The 14,649-nt window shown below is 37.9% G+C and carries 28 protein-coding genes; 27 read left to right on the plus strand and 1 reads right to left on the minus strand.

What is annotated here, in order from left to right:
• Positions 1 to 22 precede the first annotated feature (22 nt).
• Entirely contained in the window at positions 23 to 1,000 is a 978-nt protein-coding gene (locus ACED20_RS04100; RefSeq protein WP_378103579.1) for a hypothetical protein, read from the minus strand.
• A gap of 519 nt (positions 1,001 to 1,519) precedes the next feature.
• Between ACED20_RS04100 and ACED20_RS04105 the strand changes: the two genes are divergently transcribed.
• The 27 genes from ACED20_RS04105 (at position 1,520) to rpsK (ending at position 14,645) form a co-directional block, all read left to right on the plus strand.
• Positions 1,520 to 1,756, plus strand: coding sequence for a hypothetical protein (locus ACED20_RS04105; protein WP_294240345.1), 237 nt, complete (start codon positions 1,520 to 1,522; stop codon positions 1,754 to 1,756).
• 82 nt (positions 1,757 to 1,838) lie between these two features.
• Complete coding sequence (locus ACED20_RS04110) at positions 1,839 to 2,660, plus strand: GLPGLI family protein (RefSeq protein WP_294240343.1); 822 nt, start codon at positions 1,839 to 1,841, stop codon at positions 2,658 to 2,660.
• Positions 2,661 to 3,018: 358 nt separating this feature from the next.
• Complete coding sequence (rplC, locus tag ACED20_RS04115; RefSeq protein WP_042720943.1) at positions 3,019 to 3,645, plus strand: 50S ribosomal protein L3; 627 nt, start codon at positions 3,019 to 3,021, stop codon at positions 3,643 to 3,645.
• On the plus strand, positions 3,636 to 4,265 hold the full coding sequence (rplD, locus tag ACED20_RS04120) for a 50S ribosomal protein L4 (RefSeq protein WP_294233587.1): 630 nt from the start codon (positions 3,636 to 3,638) through the stop codon (positions 4,263 to 4,265). The genes rplC and rplD overlap by 10 nt, the downstream gene beginning before the upstream one ends.
• Positions 4,266 to 4,268: 3 nt before the next feature.
• Positions 4,269 to 4,559, plus strand: a complete 291-nt coding sequence (rplW, locus tag ACED20_RS04125) for a 50S ribosomal protein L23 (RefSeq protein ID WP_294233589.1) — start codon at positions 4,269 to 4,271, stop codon at positions 4,557 to 4,559.
• A gap of 21 nt (positions 4,560 to 4,580) precedes the next feature.
• A complete protein-coding gene (gene rplB, locus ACED20_RS04130) occupies positions 4,581 to 5,402 on the plus strand; it encodes a 50S ribosomal protein L2 (protein WP_034678013.1) in 822 nt (273 codons plus the stop codon).
• Positions 5,403 to 5,404: 2 nt separating this feature from the next.
• Entirely contained in the window at positions 5,405 to 5,683 is a 279-nt protein-coding gene (gene rpsS, locus ACED20_RS04135) for a 30S ribosomal protein S19 (protein WP_002983209.1), read from the plus strand.
• A 2-nt stretch (positions 5,684 to 5,685) separates the two neighbouring features.
• Positions 5,686 to 6,084 (plus strand): 50S ribosomal protein L22, encoded by a 399-nt coding sequence (gene rplV, locus ACED20_RS04140; protein ID WP_027387214.1) that lies wholly within the window; start codon positions 5,686 to 5,688, stop codon positions 6,082 to 6,084.
• A 7-nt stretch (positions 6,085 to 6,091) separates the two neighbouring features.
• Positions 6,092 to 6,847 (plus strand): 30S ribosomal protein S3, encoded by a 756-nt coding sequence (gene rpsC / locus ACED20_RS04145; RefSeq protein WP_294233592.1) that lies wholly within the window; start codon positions 6,092 to 6,094, stop codon positions 6,845 to 6,847.
• 99 nt (positions 6,848 to 6,946) lie between these two features.
• The gene (gene rplP / locus ACED20_RS04150) at positions 6,947 to 7,372 is read left to right on the plus strand and encodes a 50S ribosomal protein L16 (RefSeq protein ID WP_292009953.1); all 426 of its coding nucleotides are present in this window, start codon (positions 6,947 to 6,949) and stop codon (positions 7,370 to 7,372) included.
• 12 nt (positions 7,373 to 7,384) lie between these two features.
• Complete coding sequence (gene rpmC / locus ACED20_RS04155) at positions 7,385 to 7,570, plus strand: 50S ribosomal protein L29 (RefSeq protein WP_027381309.1); 186 nt, start codon at positions 7,385 to 7,387, stop codon at positions 7,568 to 7,570.
• A gap of 12 nt (positions 7,571 to 7,582) precedes the next feature.
• Complete coding sequence (gene rpsQ / locus ACED20_RS04160) at positions 7,583 to 7,837, plus strand: 30S ribosomal protein S17 (protein ID WP_042720938.1); 255 nt, start codon at positions 7,583 to 7,585, stop codon at positions 7,835 to 7,837.
• 2 nt (positions 7,838 to 7,839) lie between these two features.
• Positions 7,840 to 8,208 (plus strand): 50S ribosomal protein L14, encoded by a 369-nt coding sequence (rplN, locus tag ACED20_RS04165; protein ID WP_007839504.1) that lies wholly within the window; start codon positions 7,840 to 7,842, stop codon positions 8,206 to 8,208.
• Between the two features lie 19 nt (positions 8,209 to 8,227).
• On the plus strand, positions 8,228 to 8,554 hold the full coding sequence (gene rplX / locus ACED20_RS04170) for a 50S ribosomal protein L24 (RefSeq protein ID WP_294233604.1): 327 nt from the start codon (positions 8,228 to 8,230) through the stop codon (positions 8,552 to 8,554).
• Between the two features lie 13 nt (positions 8,555 to 8,567).
• A complete protein-coding gene (gene rplE, locus ACED20_RS04175; RefSeq protein ID WP_146939921.1) occupies positions 8,568 to 9,119 on the plus strand; it encodes a 50S ribosomal protein L5 in 552 nt (183 codons plus the stop codon).
• A gap of 3 nt (positions 9,120 to 9,122) precedes the next feature.
• Positions 9,123 to 9,392, plus strand: a complete 270-nt coding sequence (gene rpsN, locus ACED20_RS04180; protein ID WP_027387207.1) for a 30S ribosomal protein S14 — start codon at positions 9,123 to 9,125, stop codon at positions 9,390 to 9,392.
• 144 nt (positions 9,393 to 9,536) lie between these two features.
• Positions 9,537 to 9,935, plus strand: coding sequence for a 30S ribosomal protein S8 (gene rpsH / locus ACED20_RS04185; protein WP_116095828.1), 399 nt, complete (start codon positions 9,537 to 9,539; stop codon positions 9,933 to 9,935).
• A gap of 17 nt (positions 9,936 to 9,952) precedes the next feature.
• Positions 9,953 to 10,498 carry a 50S ribosomal protein L6 gene (rplF, locus tag ACED20_RS04190; RefSeq protein ID WP_294202821.1) on the plus strand — a complete coding sequence of 182 codons (546 nt, stop codon included), beginning with the start codon at positions 9,953 to 9,955 and terminating at the stop codon, positions 10,496 to 10,498.
• 15 nt (positions 10,499 to 10,513) lie between these two features.
• Positions 10,514 to 10,867 (plus strand): 50S ribosomal protein L18, encoded by a 354-nt coding sequence (gene rplR / locus ACED20_RS04195; protein ID WP_066434448.1) that lies wholly within the window; start codon positions 10,514 to 10,516, stop codon positions 10,865 to 10,867.
• Between the two features lie 19 nt (positions 10,868 to 10,886).
• Positions 10,887 to 11,408 carry a 30S ribosomal protein S5 gene (gene rpsE / locus ACED20_RS04200; protein ID WP_027387203.1) on the plus strand — a complete coding sequence of 174 codons (522 nt, stop codon included), beginning with the start codon at positions 10,887 to 10,889 and terminating at the stop codon, positions 11,406 to 11,408.
• Positions 11,409 to 11,419: 11 nt separating this feature from the next.
• The gene (gene rpmD / locus ACED20_RS04205) at positions 11,420 to 11,596 is read left to right on the plus strand and encodes a 50S ribosomal protein L30 (protein ID WP_007839493.1); all 177 of its coding nucleotides are present in this window, start codon (positions 11,420 to 11,422) and stop codon (positions 11,594 to 11,596) included.
• 19 nt (positions 11,597 to 11,615) lie between these two features.
• Positions 11,616 to 12,065 carry a 50S ribosomal protein L15 gene (rplO, locus tag ACED20_RS04210; RefSeq protein ID WP_294202842.1) on the plus strand — a complete coding sequence of 150 codons (450 nt, stop codon included), beginning with the start codon at positions 11,616 to 11,618 and terminating at the stop codon, positions 12,063 to 12,065.
• Positions 12,066 to 12,074: 9 nt separating this feature from the next.
• The gene (secY, locus tag ACED20_RS04215; RefSeq protein ID WP_146939925.1) at positions 12,075 to 13,454 is read left to right on the plus strand and encodes a preprotein translocase subunit SecY; all 1,380 of its coding nucleotides are present in this window, start codon (positions 12,075 to 12,077) and stop codon (positions 13,452 to 13,454) included.
• A gap of 3 nt (positions 13,455 to 13,457) precedes the next feature.
• Entirely contained in the window at positions 13,458 to 13,673 is a 216-nt protein-coding gene (gene infA / locus ACED20_RS04220; RefSeq protein ID WP_029297754.1) for a translation initiation factor IF-1, read from the plus strand.
• A 66-nt stretch (positions 13,674 to 13,739) separates the two neighbouring features.
• Entirely contained in the window at positions 13,740 to 13,856 is a 117-nt protein-coding gene (gene rpmJ, locus ACED20_RS04225) for a 50S ribosomal protein L36 (RefSeq protein ID WP_007839480.1), read from the plus strand.
• Positions 13,857 to 13,865: 9 nt separating this feature from the next.
• The gene (gene rpsM / locus ACED20_RS04230) at positions 13,866 to 14,243 is read left to right on the plus strand and encodes a 30S ribosomal protein S13 (RefSeq protein WP_034678036.1); all 378 of its coding nucleotides are present in this window, start codon (positions 13,866 to 13,868) and stop codon (positions 14,241 to 14,243) included.
• A gap of 12 nt (positions 14,244 to 14,255) precedes the next feature.
• A complete protein-coding gene (rpsK, locus tag ACED20_RS04235; protein ID WP_034694697.1) occupies positions 14,256 to 14,645 on the plus strand; it encodes a 30S ribosomal protein S11 in 390 nt (129 codons plus the stop codon).
• Positions 14,646 to 14,649 lie beyond the last annotated feature (4 nt).

Raw genomic sequence — 14,649 nt, forward strand, 5'->3', positions numbered from 1 at the left:
AGCCTGCTAAACGAAACAGTATTTAAAAATCAAACCGCTGGCCTTTTACAAATTTACGGTCTAATTGATAATAAATAATATCGAAAGGCTGTATTTTTTTCTGCAGAAAATCTATGACCGCCTGAAGCTGATCGTCTGAAATTTCCTCGACTCTAATCCTGAATCCTTTATTCAGATAATGGCCGAAATAAAACCCGTCTTTCAGGACTTCAGCTTCCGTATCGGAAATTTTTTTGAAGGAAGGGTTTTCCAGATCTTTCTGTGATAGAGCATTAATCAGCCGGTGCTTACCCAGATGGTTCGTGACAATGCCCCATGAATAAATAGGTAGTGCAACTGCCATGTTTTTAACCGGGTAATCTTTAATTTTTGAAAGGTAGCTTCTCAGGATATTCACATCCAGGATTGAGTTCTTACCGGATTTTTTCAGCGGGGAAGAAGTGGAATAGCACATCAGGTAAACTTTTTCAACCGGCGGAATACCCATCAGTTTCTTATCCTTCACCTGGTGCAGCCGGAGCGTGCAGGTAACGGATTTCCCTGAAATCTTTTTTAGTTCATTTAAAAATTTAAAATAATCGTCGCGGGTGCCGGCCGTCCAGTCGCAGTCGATCTGAATTTCATTTCCTGTCTTCAAATGATACTCCGAAGCTTTCTTCCGAATCAACGCGTGGATGCTTTCAGCCAGGAAACGGGTTTCCTGATTTGTAATGTTCAGGAAGGTCCGGTTGGTGATAAAAACCGTCGGAATAATCTGCTTACCAGTGATGAAGCTTTTGTCTTTGGTAATCACCCCGACCGGCTGAAATTTTCCATCCGTTTTATCCACATCGAAAAACCGGGTGTACAGAAAAGGAAGAGAAGCTTTTTGCAGAACATCTTTTTCTGTCCGGGCAAGGGAAAGATCGGTTTTCCAGTAATAGAAAGTATACGGATGTAGCTGATGTTTGCTACAGGAAACAGCAAGAAGCAGAATGAAAAGAAAACGTAAAATTTTCATTAGGGATTTAAGGTTGCTTTATTATGAATGATCCTTTTCAATGATTTCTGGTAAGGTATAGTCCATGTTTTTTATCAGGGAAGCGCGGAACCAAAACTGCTGCTGTCTGCACTAGGCAGGGAAGCTGTCTTTTTCCTTTTTCATTTCCTCGAAAGTAAAAACTCTTAAGCAAAAATTACACCGTAAAATCACGGAAATTAAGTTTTAAAATACTTATAAACCATGAGATAATTGAAATTCAATCAGGATAGGCAAGTCCTGTTTAGCCGTTAGTCAATCAGTATTAATGAGTATCTCCTGAAGATGAATATAATTATATGATCATCCCCCTTCAATTATTATCTTGAGATTAAATTTATAATTAATAATGATAATTGTTATTGCCAGTGATTTTATTTCAGATAAATCTAATTTTTATTTCCGATAATTTATTATTATTTAATAAATATTGAAAATTATTTTGTTCGTATTGATAATTATTCATACTTTAGTGAAATCAAATTCAAAAAAATTAGTATCATGAAAAAATTAATCTTCATGGCAGCGTTCGCAGTTGCCGGAACCGTGAGTGCAAACACGATTGCAGCAGAAACAGAAAATTTACCGGAAGAACAAAAAGCCCCTGTTGAAGCAAAGGCTTACGGGTGTGTGGATGTAACTTTATCCTGCGGTGTCAGCGGAGTAGCCTGCGGTGAAACATTGGGGGATATCATCGATGTTGTTCTGGCGGCAGATGATGTTTACTGCGGTAATTAATCGGGCATCAACTTTTAAATGTTAATTAAATTAGTGGTAGAAGAGGATTTAGGTCCTCTTTTGCCTTTAAAAAAAGAGAAATATGAATAAAAGCATCGGAGCAGTACTGCTGTTCTTTTTTATGGCCGTTAATCTGTACGGACAAAAAGCGGTGGATCTGGATCAGGTAGAATCAAGGTATATTTATTTACTGACGCATCAGAAAGATTCTCTGGATAAAGCAAACATCGGTGAAGAATATTTTATCCTGGAACGCGGTAAGGAAAAATCCCAATTCATGAGCCTGAATTCTTATAAAAGAGATTCCGTAACGGCTGAAATGACCAACGGATTAAATACCCGCATCTCAATGCTTGATCTTACCGCTATTCCCAAAACCAATTTCACCTACCGGATCATAAAAGATCCTGCAAAGAAACAGGTGTTGTTTTACGATAAGATTATAAGAAACGATTTTGTTTATGAAGAACATCCTGAATTCAAATGGAAAATTACCGAAGAGAAGAAAAACATCGGCAACCTGAAATGCCAGGCTGCGCTTCTTTCTTATGCCGGGCGTGAGTATAAAGCCTGGTTTACCAATGATATTCCGGTTTCAGACGGGCCGTATAAATTTTACGGGCTGCCGGGGCTTATTGTGGAAATGGAAGATTCCGGAAAGCAGTATAAATTTGAATTGTTAAGTTATAAAAATCTGGCCGATAAGCCTGCCTTATGGATTTCGGAAAAAAGGTCAAACGGGAAAAAAGTATCTAAGGCAGAATATTATAAAGCTCTCAAGAATTCTCAGGAAAACCTGGTCTCAGAGATTTCCAAGAGCGGGTTTACGTTGGATCCTTCTGCAGAAGCCAAAGTTAAGGAGAAGATAAAGAAAAGAAACAATCCTATTGAGTTGAAGCCATAGCTTTATAAGTTACAGAATATGGAGTCGCCCGATACAAGCGGCTATTTTTAATAATCAGAAGTTAATAATTTATTATAGACTTTATTTAGCATTGCTTGTTAACCGTACGCGGTAATTTGTTGTGTAAAATGAAAATTCATCAGCTGCCGGGCAAAGAAATCAATCCGATAATTTCTGTTTTGCTGTAAATCATTAAAAATCAAAATATTTTGCTGTAAATATTTGCCAGTTATAAAATTATTCATAAATTTGCACACTCATTTTAGGGGCGTAGTATGCCTACATCAAACGTAGAAATTACTTCAGACTTCCTGGAAATGATGATAAATAAAGGATAAATTTTATTATAATATAAACAATGTCAGGTATTATTGGTAAAAAAATCGGTATGACATCTTTGTTTAACGAAGAAGGAAAAAACATTCCTTGTACAGTTATCCAAGCTGGTCCGTGCTCGGTTTTACAGGTCAGAACCATTGAAAAAGACGGTTATAAGTCAGTTCAGTTAGGTTTCGATGACAAGAGTGAGAAGAACGTTGGTAAAGCGTTAGCTGGCCATTTCAAAAAGGCTGGTTCTGCTCCTAAAGCTAAATTGGTAGAATTCTACAGAGAATTCGTTGATGAAGTAAAAGTAGGAGAAGAAGTAAAAGTAGACTTGTTCAACGAAGGAGAATTCGTAGACGTAACAGGTACTTCAAAAGGTAAAGGCTTCCAGGGTGTTGTTAAAAGACACGGTTTTGGAGGTGTAATGCAGGCGACTCATGGTCAGCACAACAGACTTAGAGCTCCAGGTTCTATCGGTGCTGGTTCAGACCCTTCAAGAGTATTCAAAGGGATGAGAATGGCTGGAAGAATGGGAGGTAAGCAGGTAACTGTACAAAACCTTCAGGTGTTAAAAGTGGATCAAGAACAAAATCTTTTAGTAGTAAAAGGTGCTGTTCCGGGAGCTAAAAATTCTTATGTAATTATCAGAAAATGGAACTAGTAGTATTAAATACATCAGGAAAAGAGACCGGAAGAAAAGTAACTCTAGACGAAACAGTATTCGGAATTGAGCCAAATCAGCACGCGGTTTACTTAGAAGTTAAACAGTACCTTGCCGCACAAAGACAAGGGACTCATAAAGCAAAAGAAAGAAGCGAAATTACCGCTTCTACCAAAAAGCTTAAGAAGCAGAAAGGATCTGGTTCTGCAAGATACGGGGATATCAAGTCTCCAACTTTCAGAGGTGGGGGTAGAGTATTTGGTCCTAAACCAAGAGACTACAGATTCAAACTGAACAAAGCGCTTAAGAGATTGGCTAAGAAATCTGTTTTATCTCAGAAAATGAGAGACAACAGCATCAGAGTTTTAGAAGATGTGAGCTTAGATGCTCCTAAAACTAAAGATTTCATTACTTTATTGGATGCATTGACATTAAACGGTAAAAAATCTTTGTTCATTCTTCCTGAAGCTAACAAGAATGTGTATTTGTCTTCAAGAAACTTACCTAAAACCAAAGTAATGAACTTCAATGAAGTGAGCTCTTACGACTTGGTAAATGCAGGTGAGATCGTATTCTTCGAAGGTGCAGTAGAAAAATTCCAGGAAAATTTAAAGAAATAAATCATGTCTATTATTATTAAACCAGTTATCTCAGAAAAGGCTAATTACCTTACGGATTTAAGAGGTTCTTATTCTTTCTTGGTAGATACCAAAGCGAATAAAATCCAGATTAAAAAAGCTGTTGAAGCGGCTTACGGTGTAAAAGTAGCAGACGTTAACACAATGATTTATGCTCCGAGGGTTTCTTCGAAATACACTAAAAAAGGTCTTCAGGTTGGAAAGACAAACAAATTGAAAAAAGCGGTAATCAAACTTGTTGAAGGTGACGTTATCGATATTTTTGCTGTAAATTAATTATAATTATAAATAATAGTAATGTCTGTTAGAAAATTAAAACCTATCACCCCGGGACAGAGATTCAGAATTGTAAACAATTTTGAGGAAATTACTACCAACAAACCAGAGAAATCTCTAACCGTTGGTATTAAAAAGTCAGGTGGACGTAACCAAACTGGTAAAATGACCATGCGTTACACCGGCGGTGGACACAAAAAGAAATACAGAATTATTGACTTCAAAAGAAACAAAGCAAACGTTGAAGCAACCGTAAAATCTGTAGAATACGATCCAAACAGAACTGCATTTATCGCTTTACTAGAGTACGCAGACGGAGAGAAGAGATACATCATCGCTCCAAACGGTATCAAAGTAGATCAGAAAGTAGTTTCAGGTGAGAGCGTAGAACCAAACGTTGGTAACGCAATGAAATTGAAAAATATTCCATTGGGTACTGTAATTTCTTGTGTTGAAATGAAGCCTGGTCAAGGTGCTATTTTAGCAAGAAGTGCTGGTTCTTCAGCGCAATTAACTTCAAGAGACGGAAAATACGCGATCATCAAATTGCCTTCAGGAGAATCCAGAATGATCCTTACGGAATGTATGGCTATGATCGGTTCGGTTTCCAACTCTGATCACCAATTAACAGTATCTGGTAAGGCTGGTAGAAGCAGATGGTTAGGTAGAAGACCAAGAACAAGAGCGGTTGTAATGAACCCGGTAGATCACCCGATGGGTGGTGGGGAAGGACGTTCTTCAGGAGGTCACCCAAGATCCAGAAACGGTATGCCGTCTAAAGGTTACAAAACGAGAAAGAAAAACAAAGTGTCTAACCGTTACATCGTATCTAAAAGAAAATAATTATGGCAAGATCACTTAAAAAAGGACCGTTCATTCATCATACTTTAGATAAGAAGGTTCAGGCAAATATAGAGTCTGGTAAGAAGACAGTTATCAAAACTTGGTCTAGAGCATCGATGATCTCTCCGGACTTCGTAGGACAGACTATCGCTGTACACAACGGGAAATCTTTTATCCCGGTTTATGTTACAGAAAATATGGTAGGTCACAAGTTAGGCGAATTTTCTCCAACAAGATCTTTCAGAGGTCATGGTGGTAACAAAAACAAAGGAAGCAGATAATCATGGGATCAAGAAAAAGAGAAAGTGCATTGGCACGTAAATTAACAAATCAGGATGTAGTAAAAGCATTACATAATGATTGCCCGTCTTCTCCAAGAAAAATGAGATTAGTAGCTGATATCATCAGAGGAGTAGAAGTAGACAAAGCTTTATACATTCTAAAATATTCTAAGAAAGACGCATCTAACAAGTTAGAGAAAGTCTTACTTTCAGCAATGGCCAACTGGCAAGCAAAAAACGAGGGTGCAGATATCGAAGAAGCAAACCTTATCGTTAAAGAAATCTTCGTGGATAGCGCAAGACAATTGAAGAGACTAAGACCGGCTCCGCAAGGTAGAGGGTATAGAATCAGAAAAAGATCAAACCACATTACGTTAATCTTAGGTACAAAAGAAAATTAATCAAGGTATGGGACAGAAGACAAATCCAATTGGTAATAGATTAGGTATCATCAGAGGATGGGATTCTAACTGGTTTGGCGGAAACGATTATGGAGACAGAATCGCGGAAGACTACAAAATCAGAAGATACCTTGAAGCTAGATTATCTAAAGGTGGGATTTCAAGAATTTATATTGAAAGAACATTAAAGTTAGTAACAGTTACAATTACTACCGCTAGACCGGGACTTATCATCGGTAAAGGAGGACAGGAAGTTGATAAACTGAAAGAAGAGTTGAAAAAATTGACTAAAAAGGATATTCAGATCAACATCTTCGAAATCAAAAGACCTGAGCTTGACGCAGTATTGGTTGCTGATAGCATTGCAAAGCAGATTGAAAACAGAATCTCTTACAGAAGAGCTGTTAAGATGGCGATCGCAGGTACAATGAGAATGGGTGCAGAAGGTATCAAAGTTCAGATCTCTGGTAGATTGAACGGTGCTGAAATGGCAAGATCAGAATCTTTCAAAGACGGAAGAATTCCATTGTCTACTTTCAGAGCGGATATCGATTACCACATCGGTGAAGCATTGACTCAGTACGGAAAACTAGGGGTTAAAGTTTGGATCATGAAAGGGGAAGTTTACGGTAAAAGAGAACTTTCTCCATTAGTGGGACAGCAGAAAAAAGGAGGTCAGTCTGACAGAAGAGATAACAGAGGAGGAGAAAGAGACAACAGAAGACCTAGAAAGAACAACAACAATAATAACAATAATAATTAAAAATTTTAGATTAGACCATTTTGAATTTTAAATTACCGTTACTTTTTTAAAATAAAAAAAATCTAAAATCTAAAATCTAAAATCTAAAATTTAGAAATTATGTTACAACCAAAAAGAACCAAATTCCGTAGAGTTCATAAGATGAAAATGAAGGGGAATGCCCAGAGAGGTAGTCAACTTGCTTATGGAACTTTCGGGATTAAGGCGACAGAAGGTGCTTGGATCACTGCAAGACAAATTGAAGCTGCTCGTATCGCTGCGACAAGATATATGAAGAGAGAAGGTCAACTATGGATCAAAATCTTCCCGGATAAGCCAATTACCAAGAAACCAGCCGAAGTAAGGATGGGTAAAGGTAAGGGTGCCGTGGAATATTGGGTAGCTGTAGTAAAGCCTGGTAAAATTATGTTCGAAATCGGAGGTGTTCCTTACGATGTAGCCAAAGAAGCTCTTAGGCTTGCTGCACAAAAATTACCGGTAGTTACCAAATTCATCGTTGCTAACGATTTTGTTAAACCTCTTTAATCTTTGAATACAATGAAAAAAGCTGATATTAAAAATTTAAGCGCGGGTGATATTCAAGCTCAATTAACTGAAGCAAAAGCTCAATATTCCAAATTGAAATTGGCTCATGCAATCAGCCCAATTGAAAACCCGATCCAAATCAGAGATTTGAGAAAAACAATCGCTAGACTAAACACTGAGTTAACTAACAAACAATAATTTCATTTTACAATGGATAGAAATTTAAGAAAAGAAAGAATCGGAGTGGTTTCCAGCAATAAAATGGAAAAAACTATTGTTGTTAGTGAAACTACAAGAGTAAAGCACCCGATGTACGGTAAATTCGTTTTGAAAACGAAAAAATATACTGCACACGACGAGAACAACGAATGCACAGAGGGAGATACGGTTCTGATCCAGGAAACAAGACCTTTGAGCAAGAACAAAAGATGGAGATTAGTAAGAATCATTGAAAAAGCTAAGTAATAATGTTACAAACAGAATCAAGATTAAAAGTTGCTGATAACACGGGTGCTAAAGAAGTATTGGTTATCAGAGTTCTGGGAGGAACCAGAAGAAGATATGCTTCAGTTGGTGATAAAATCGTTGTTACTATCAAAGATTCCACACCATCAGGAAACGCTAAGAAAGGTCAGGTATCTAAAGCTGTCGTAGTAAGAACTAAAAAAGCAGTGAGAAGAAAAGATGGTTCATACATCAAATTCGAAGACAATGCTTGTGTATTGCTAAACGCAGCGGGAGAAATGAGAGGAACGCGTGTTTTCGGACCGGTTGCTCGTGAGTTGAGAGACAAAGAATATATGAAAATCATTTCATTAGCTCCTGAAGTACTTTAATATTTAAAATTGTAAAAAAATGTCAAAGTTAAAAATAAAAAGAGGAGATAACGTAATCGTAACTACAGGTAAGAAAGGTCTTAAAGGTGGTACCGGTGAAGTTATTGAAGTGATCAAAAAAGAAGGGAAAGACCCTAGAGTAATTGTTGCAGGACTTAACATCGTTAAAAAACACGTTAAGCCTTCAGCTTCAAATCCTCAGGGAGGAATTACTGAGAAAGAAGCTTCTATTCATATCTCAAACGTAGCTTTAGTTGGTAAAGACGGAAAAGCGATCAAAGTAGGTTATAAAACCGAAGGAGATAAGAAAGTGAGAATCAACAAAAAAACGGGTGAAACTTTATAATTTTTAAGAACACATGGAATATATAGCAAGACCCAAAAAAGCATATAAAGAAACGATTGTTCCTGCAATGATGGAAGAATTCGGATACAAATCTGTAATGCAGGTACCTAGACTGGAGAAAATCGTATTGTCTCAAGGTTTAGGAGATGCTACTGCAGATAAGAAAATCATCGATTATGCTGTTGAAGAACTAACGAATATCACCGGTCAGAAGGCTGTTGGTACAATCTCCAAGAAGGATGAAGCTGCTTTCAAATTAAGAAAAGGTATGCCTGTAGGGGCTAAGGTAACACTTAGAGCTCACAAGATGTATGAATTCTTAGACAGACTTACTTCTTCTGCATTACCGCGAATCAGAGATTTCTCTGGAATCAAGGCTGATGGTTTCGACGGTAGAGGAAATTATAACTTAGGGATCACTGAGCAGATCATCTTCCCTGAGATCGTAATCGACAAAGTGAAAAAAATCCAGGGGATGGACATCACTTTCGTTACTACGGCGAAAACAGACAAAGAAGCTAAAGCTTTATTAACTCACTTCGGTTTACCATTCAAAAAGAATTAAGAAATGGCTAAAGAATCAATGAAAGCGCGTGAGCGCAAAAGAGAAGCGTTAGTTGCTAAATACGCTGATAAAAGAAAAGCTTTAAAAGAAGCAGGTGATTATGAAGGACTTCAGAAATTACCTAAAAATGCTTCTCCTGTAAGATTACACAACAGATGTAAATTAACAGGAAGACCAAGAGGATACATGAGAACGTTCGGAATTTCCAGAGTAACTTTCAGAGAAATGGCAAACAACGGTCTTATCCCGGGTGTTAAAAAAGCAAGCTGGTAATTTATTACTAAAAAAATCGGGACAATTAAGTTGTTCGGAAACTAAAGATAAAAATATCAGGCCGAAATTTCTGAGGCCTGATATTTTACTCTTTAAGTCTTTACAAAACTGATTGTTCTTTAACCAATAATTTATAAAAGAAAAATGGTAACAGATCCAATTTCAGATTTCCTAACAAGAGTAAGGAACGCACAAAGCGCAGGCCACAAAGTGGTGGAAATTCCTGCATCGAAAATCAAAAAGGAGATTACTAAGATCTTATTCGATCAGGGGTATATCTTAAACTACAAGTTTGAAGATAGCGCTGTTCAGGGTACGATCAAAATCGCTTTAAAGTACGACAAGCAAACCAACAAACCGGCGATCAAGTCTATTCAAAGAGCTTCAAGACCAGGTTTGAGACAGTACAAAGGTTCAGGAGAACTTCCAAGAGTACTTAACGGTTTGGGTATTTCTATCATCTCTACTTCTAAAGGAGTAATGACTGACAAGAAAGCCAGAGAAGAAAAAGTAGGCGGTGAAGTAATCTGCTATGTTTATTAATTTTTAATCACAGGAAAATGTCAAGAATTGGTAAAGCAATTATAACAGTTCCAGCAGGAGTTACCATCACTGAAAACAATGGTGTGGTAACCGTAAAAGGTCCTAAAGGAGAACTTTCTCAGGAACTTACAGCAGGAATTACTATAGAACAGAAAGATGGGGAACTGAACGTAAACAGACCATCTGATGCTAAACAACACAAAGCGCTTCACGGTTTATACAGAGCGTTAATCAACAACATGATTGTTGGTGTAAACACAGGTTTCGAAAAGAAACTGGAATTAGTAGGGGTAGGATACAGAGCTTCACACGCAGGTCAGAAACTTGAGTTGGCTTTAGGATTCTCTCACGGTATCGTACTGGAACTTCCAAATGAAGTAAAAGTAGATACATTGACTGAAAAAGGTAAAAACCCAATTATTACTTTAACGTCTCACGACAACCAACTTCTAGGGATGGTCGCTGCAAAGATCCGTTCTTTCAGAAAGCCTGAACCATACAAAGGGAAAGGGGTAAGATTCGTAGGAGAAATTGTTAGACGTAAAGCTGGTAAATCTGCTTAATAAATTATAAGTATTATGGCATTAACTAAAGTAGAAAAAAGAATAAGAATCAAAAGAAGAGTAAGAGGGAAAATCTCCGGATCTTCTGAATTGCCAAGATTATCTGTATACAAAAGTAATAAGGAAATTTACGCTCAGTTAATCGACGATAACAGTGGAAAAACATTGGCTTCTGCTTCTTCAAGAGAGAAAGGCGTTGAAGCTAACGGAACAAAGACTGAAGTTTCTGCTGCCGTAGGTAAGGCTATCGCTGCCAAAGCCATCGCTGCAGGAATCGAAAATATTGTATTTGATAGAAACGGATTCGTATACCACGGAAGAGTAAAAGCTCTTGCTGACGGTGCGAGAGAAGGTGGACTTAAATTCTAATCATTAAATTTCGGAAAATATGTTAGGACTAGATAATATAGAAAGAGTAAAACCGGGAGGATTAGAACTTAAAGATCGTCTCGTAGCTGTTAACAGAGTAACAAAAGTAACCAAAGGAGGTAGAGCTTTCGGATTTTCTGCAATCGTTGTTGTAGGAGACGAAGCGGGAACGATCGGTTTTGGTCTAGGGAAATCTAAGGAAGTTGCTTCTGCTATTGCTAAGGCGGTAGAAGATGCTAAGAAAAACTTAGTAAAAGTTCCTGTAATGAACCATACGATTCCTCACCAGACTTCTGCCAGATATGGTGGAGCTGATATCTTCTTGAGACCTGCTTCTCACGGTACAGGACTTATCGCCGGTGGTGCGGTAAGAGCGGTATTGGAGTCTGCCGGTGTACACGATATCCTTTCAAAATCCAAAGGATCTTCTAACCCTCACAACGTGGTGAAAGCTACTTTCAAAGCGTTACTGGATATCAGAAGACCTGAAGAAATCGCTAGAATGAGAGGAGTTTCTCTAACTAAAGTGTTTAACGGTTAATAAATAAAACAATGGCAACAATCAAAGTAAAGCAAGTAAGAAGCGCTATTGGAAGAACAAAAACCCAAAAGAGAACGCTTGAAGCATTAGGATTTAAGAAACTTCACCAAGTTGTAGAACACGAAGCTACGCCTTCTATCTTAGGAATGATAGCTGCAGTTAGTCACTTACTTGAAGTTCAAAAATAATTTTTAAAATAATTTTAAAATGAATTTAAACAACATAAAGCCAGCTGCAGGATCTACTTTCAATTCAAAAAGAATCGGTAGAGGACAAGGTAGCGGAAAAGGAGGTACTTCTACAAAAGGTCACAAAGGACAGAAAGCAAGAGCCGGATATTCTCAGAAGATCGGTTTTGAAGGAGGTCAGATGCCTTTACAAAGAAGATTACCGAAATTCGGATTCAAAAACGTAAACAGAAAAGAGTTTAGAGGAATTAACCTGGATACGATCCAGACTTTAATTGAAAATAAATCCATTACAGGAGATATCACAAGAGAAGTACTTATCGAAAACGGTTTAATTACGAAAAACGAATTAGTGAAAATTATGGGTAGAGGAGAATTGAAATCTGCGGTTTCAATCTCTGCTGACAAATTCACTAAATCTGCGGAAGAGTTGATCTCTAAAGCAGGTGGAAAAGCAATTACCTTATAATAATTACTAATGAAAGAATTTATACAAACACTCAAAAATATTTGGAGCCTTAAAGAATTACGGGATAAAATTATCTTCACTTTAGGGATTATTCTTGTGTATAGATTCGCATCTTATATCTCTTTACCTGCAATTAACCTTGCAGAAGTAGGGGATCTCTTAGAGCATTATAAAAATCAAGGCGGTAACAAGCAAGGAGCAGGTCTCCTTGGCTTGCTTTCGTCGTTTACGGGGGGAGCTTTCAGCCACGCTTCCGTAATGGCGTTAGGTATCATGCCTTATATTTCTGCTTCTATTATTGTTCAGTTGATGGGGATGGCTATTCCTTATCTTCAGAAACTTCAGAAAGATGGAGAGTCCGGTAGAAATACCCTGAACCAGATCACCAGATGGTTAACGATAGGCGTTTGTCTTGTACAGGCCCCTTCTTATCTTACCTCGATCACTCAGCTGTTTTTACCTTATGCTCAGTTCCAGTCTGCATATTATGTAGAGCCGAATTCCATTATGTTCTGGCTGCCAAGTATCGTGATTTTGGTTGCCGGCTCAGTATTCGCAATGTGGTTGGGTGAGAAAATCACCGACAAAGGTATCGGAAACGGTATCTCTATCCTGATTATGGTAGGGATCCTTTCAAGACTGCCTGAAGCATTCGTACAGGAAATGGCCGTGCAGAACGGAAAAGGAGGAATGGGATCGATCATGATCCTTATTGAAGTAATCTTCTGGATGCTGGTGGTTCTTCTTGCAGTGGTGTTATCCGTTGCGGTAAGAAAAATCCCGATCCAGTATGTAAGCAGAGCTCAGGCAAGAGGAGGTGTAAACAGAAATCTCATGCAGGGAGCAAGACAGTGGATCCCATTGAAAGTGAATGCTGCCGGTGTTATGCCGATCATCTTTGCCCAGGCATTGATGTTCGTTCCGGGGTTATTGACGAAAGTAGATGAATCCAATACTTTTCTTGCAGGTTTCAAGAATGTTTTTAGCTGGCAGTACAACGTATTGTTCGCGCTATTGATTATTATCTTCTCGTTTTTCTATACTGCAATTACGATTCCGGTAAACCAGATGGCTGATGATTTGAAGAGAAACGGAGGGTTAGTACCTAAAGTAAGACCAGGAAAAGAAACGGCTGATTATTTAGACGATATTTTATCAAAAATTACCTTGCCGGGTGCAATATTTTTGTCTATCTTTGCAATCCTTCCGGCAATTGTGCATGGAACCTTTGTTCAGACAGATGCATTCGCCCTGTTTTTCGGGGGAACATCACTATTGATTATGGTGGGAGTAATTTTAGATACCGTTCAACAGATTAATACTTATCTGCTGAACCATCATTATGATGGCTTGATGCAGTCTAAATTATCAAGAACGACTGGATATTAATTTATGGCGAAACAAAAACATATTGAACAAGACGGCGTTATCACGGAAGCACTTTCCAACGCCCAGTTCCGTGTAGAGCTAGAAAATGGGCATGTACTTATTGCCCATATTTCCGGTAAAATGCGAATGCATTATATTAAACTTTTACCTGGTGATAAGGTGAAACTGGAAATGTCTCCTTACGATTTATCAAAAGGGAGAATTACATTCAGATATTAAAACAATGCCAAATGGAACACATGTTCCATTTGGCTATTGTTAAAAAAATAAATACTATCAAACAAAATGAAAGTAAGAGCATCAATTAAAAAAAGAAGCGCTGATTGCAAAATCGTACGCAGAAAAGGTGTACTGTTCGTAATCAACAAAAAGAACCCAAAATTTAAACAAAGACAAGGCTAACATTAAATTATGGCGAGAATTTCAGGTATAGATTTACCAAAAAACAAAAGAGGTGTTATCGGTTTAACTTACATCTACGGAGTCGGAAGAAGTACTTCTTCAGAAATCCTTAAAGCTGCCGGTATCAGCGAAGACAAGAAAGTCAACGAATGGAATGACGATGAATTGGCTGCCATCAGAACCTACATTTCCGAAAACATCAAAGTGGAAGGAGAGTTGAGATCTGAAGTGCAATTGAACATTAAGCGATTAATGGACATAGGATGCCAACGAGGAATACGTCACAGACTAGGACTACCTTTAAGAGGCCAGAGAACGAAAAACAACTCTAGAACCCGTAAAGGAAAGAGAAAAACTGTTGCTAACAAGAAAAAAGCTAGTAAATAATCGTTAGGAATTATGGCAAAACAAACTAAAGTAGTTAAAAAAAGAAAAGTAAAAGTTGAAGCTATTGGTGAAGCGCATATTCAGGCTTCTTTCAATAACATCATCATTTCTTTAACAAATAAAAACGGAGAGGTTATCTCTTGGGCTTCTGCCGGTAAAATGGGTTTCAGAGGTTCTAAAAAGAATACTCCATTTGCTGCTCAGATGGCAGCTGAAAATTGCTCTGCTGTAGCTCATGAAGCGGGATTAAGAAGAGTAAAGGTGTTCGTAAAAGGTCCGGGTGCAGGTAGAGAATCTGCTATCAGATCTATCCACAATTCAGGAATCGAAGTTAGTGAAATCGTTGACGTGACGCCAATGCCACACAACGGATGCAGACCACCAAAAAGAAGAAGAGTTTAATTTT

Source organism: Chryseobacterium sp. sg2396 (assembly GCF_042610505.1).
In the GTDB taxonomy this organism is placed as follows: Bacteria; Bacteroidota; Bacteroidia; order Flavobacteriales; family Weeksellaceae; genus Chryseobacterium.

Bases quoted from the DNA above. Each gene is read 5' to 3' on its own strand.
- ACED20_RS04100 (WP_378103579.1), bottom strand. From the start codon at position 1,000: ATGAAAATTTTACGTTTTCTTTTCATTCTGCTTCTTGCTGTTTCCTGT.
- ACED20_RS04105 (WP_294240345.1), top strand. From the start codon at position 1,520: ATGAAAAAATTAATCTTCATGGCAGCGTTCGCAGTTGCCGGAACCGTG.
- ACED20_RS04110 (WP_294240343.1), top strand. From the start codon at position 1,839: ATGAATAAAAGCATCGGAGCAGTACTGCTGTTCTTTTTTATGGCCGTT.
- rplC (WP_042720943.1), top strand. From the start codon at position 3,019: ATGTCAGGTATTATTGGTAAAAAAATCGGTATGACATCTTTGTTTAAC.
- rplD (WP_294233587.1), top strand. From the start codon at position 3,636: ATGGAACTAGTAGTATTAAATACATCAGGAAAAGAGACCGGAAGAAAA.
- rplW (WP_294233589.1), top strand. From the start codon at position 4,269: ATGTCTATTATTATTAAACCAGTTATCTCAGAAAAGGCTAATTACCTT.
- rplB (WP_034678013.1), top strand. From the start codon at position 4,581: ATGTCTGTTAGAAAATTAAAACCTATCACCCCGGGACAGAGATTCAGA.
- rpsS (WP_002983209.1), top strand. From the start codon at position 5,405: ATGGCAAGATCACTTAAAAAAGGACCGTTCATTCATCATACTTTAGAT.
- rplV (WP_027387214.1), top strand. From the start codon at position 5,686: ATGGGATCAAGAAAAAGAGAAAGTGCATTGGCACGTAAATTAACAAAT.
- rpsC (WP_294233592.1), top strand. From the start codon at position 6,092: ATGGGACAGAAGACAAATCCAATTGGTAATAGATTAGGTATCATCAGA.
- rplP (WP_292009953.1), top strand. From the start codon at position 6,947: ATGTTACAACCAAAAAGAACCAAATTCCGTAGAGTTCATAAGATGAAA.
- rpmC (WP_027381309.1), top strand. From the start codon at position 7,385: ATGAAAAAAGCTGATATTAAAAATTTAAGCGCGGGTGATATTCAAGCT.
- rpsQ (WP_042720938.1), top strand. From the start codon at position 7,583: ATGGATAGAAATTTAAGAAAAGAAAGAATCGGAGTGGTTTCCAGCAAT.
- rplN (WP_007839504.1), top strand. From the start codon at position 7,840: ATGTTACAAACAGAATCAAGATTAAAAGTTGCTGATAACACGGGTGCT.
- rplX (WP_294233604.1), top strand. From the start codon at position 8,228: ATGTCAAAGTTAAAAATAAAAAGAGGAGATAACGTAATCGTAACTACA.
- rplE (WP_146939921.1), top strand. From the start codon at position 8,568: ATGGAATATATAGCAAGACCCAAAAAAGCATATAAAGAAACGATTGTT.
- rpsN (WP_027387207.1), top strand. From the start codon at position 9,123: ATGGCTAAAGAATCAATGAAAGCGCGTGAGCGCAAAAGAGAAGCGTTA.
- rpsH (WP_116095828.1), top strand. From the start codon at position 9,537: ATGGTAACAGATCCAATTTCAGATTTCCTAACAAGAGTAAGGAACGCA.
- rplF (WP_294202821.1), top strand. From the start codon at position 9,953: ATGTCAAGAATTGGTAAAGCAATTATAACAGTTCCAGCAGGAGTTACC.
- rplR (WP_066434448.1), top strand. From the start codon at position 10,514: ATGGCATTAACTAAAGTAGAAAAAAGAATAAGAATCAAAAGAAGAGTA.
- rpsE (WP_027387203.1), top strand. From the start codon at position 10,887: ATGTTAGGACTAGATAATATAGAAAGAGTAAAACCGGGAGGATTAGAA.
- rpmD (WP_007839493.1), top strand. From the start codon at position 11,420: ATGGCAACAATCAAAGTAAAGCAAGTAAGAAGCGCTATTGGAAGAACA.
- rplO (WP_294202842.1), top strand. From the start codon at position 11,616: ATGAATTTAAACAACATAAAGCCAGCTGCAGGATCTACTTTCAATTCA.
- secY (WP_146939925.1), top strand. From the start codon at position 12,075: ATGAAAGAATTTATACAAACACTCAAAAATATTTGGAGCCTTAAAGAA.
- infA (WP_029297754.1), top strand. From the start codon at position 13,458: ATGGCGAAACAAAAACATATTGAACAAGACGGCGTTATCACGGAAGCA.
- rpmJ (WP_007839480.1), top strand. From the start codon at position 13,740: ATGAAAGTAAGAGCATCAATTAAAAAAAGAAGCGCTGATTGCAAAATC.
- rpsM (WP_034678036.1), top strand. From the start codon at position 13,866: ATGGCGAGAATTTCAGGTATAGATTTACCAAAAAACAAAAGAGGTGTT.
- rpsK (WP_034694697.1), top strand. From the start codon at position 14,256: ATGGCAAAACAAACTAAAGTAGTTAAAAAAAGAAAAGTAAAAGTTGAA.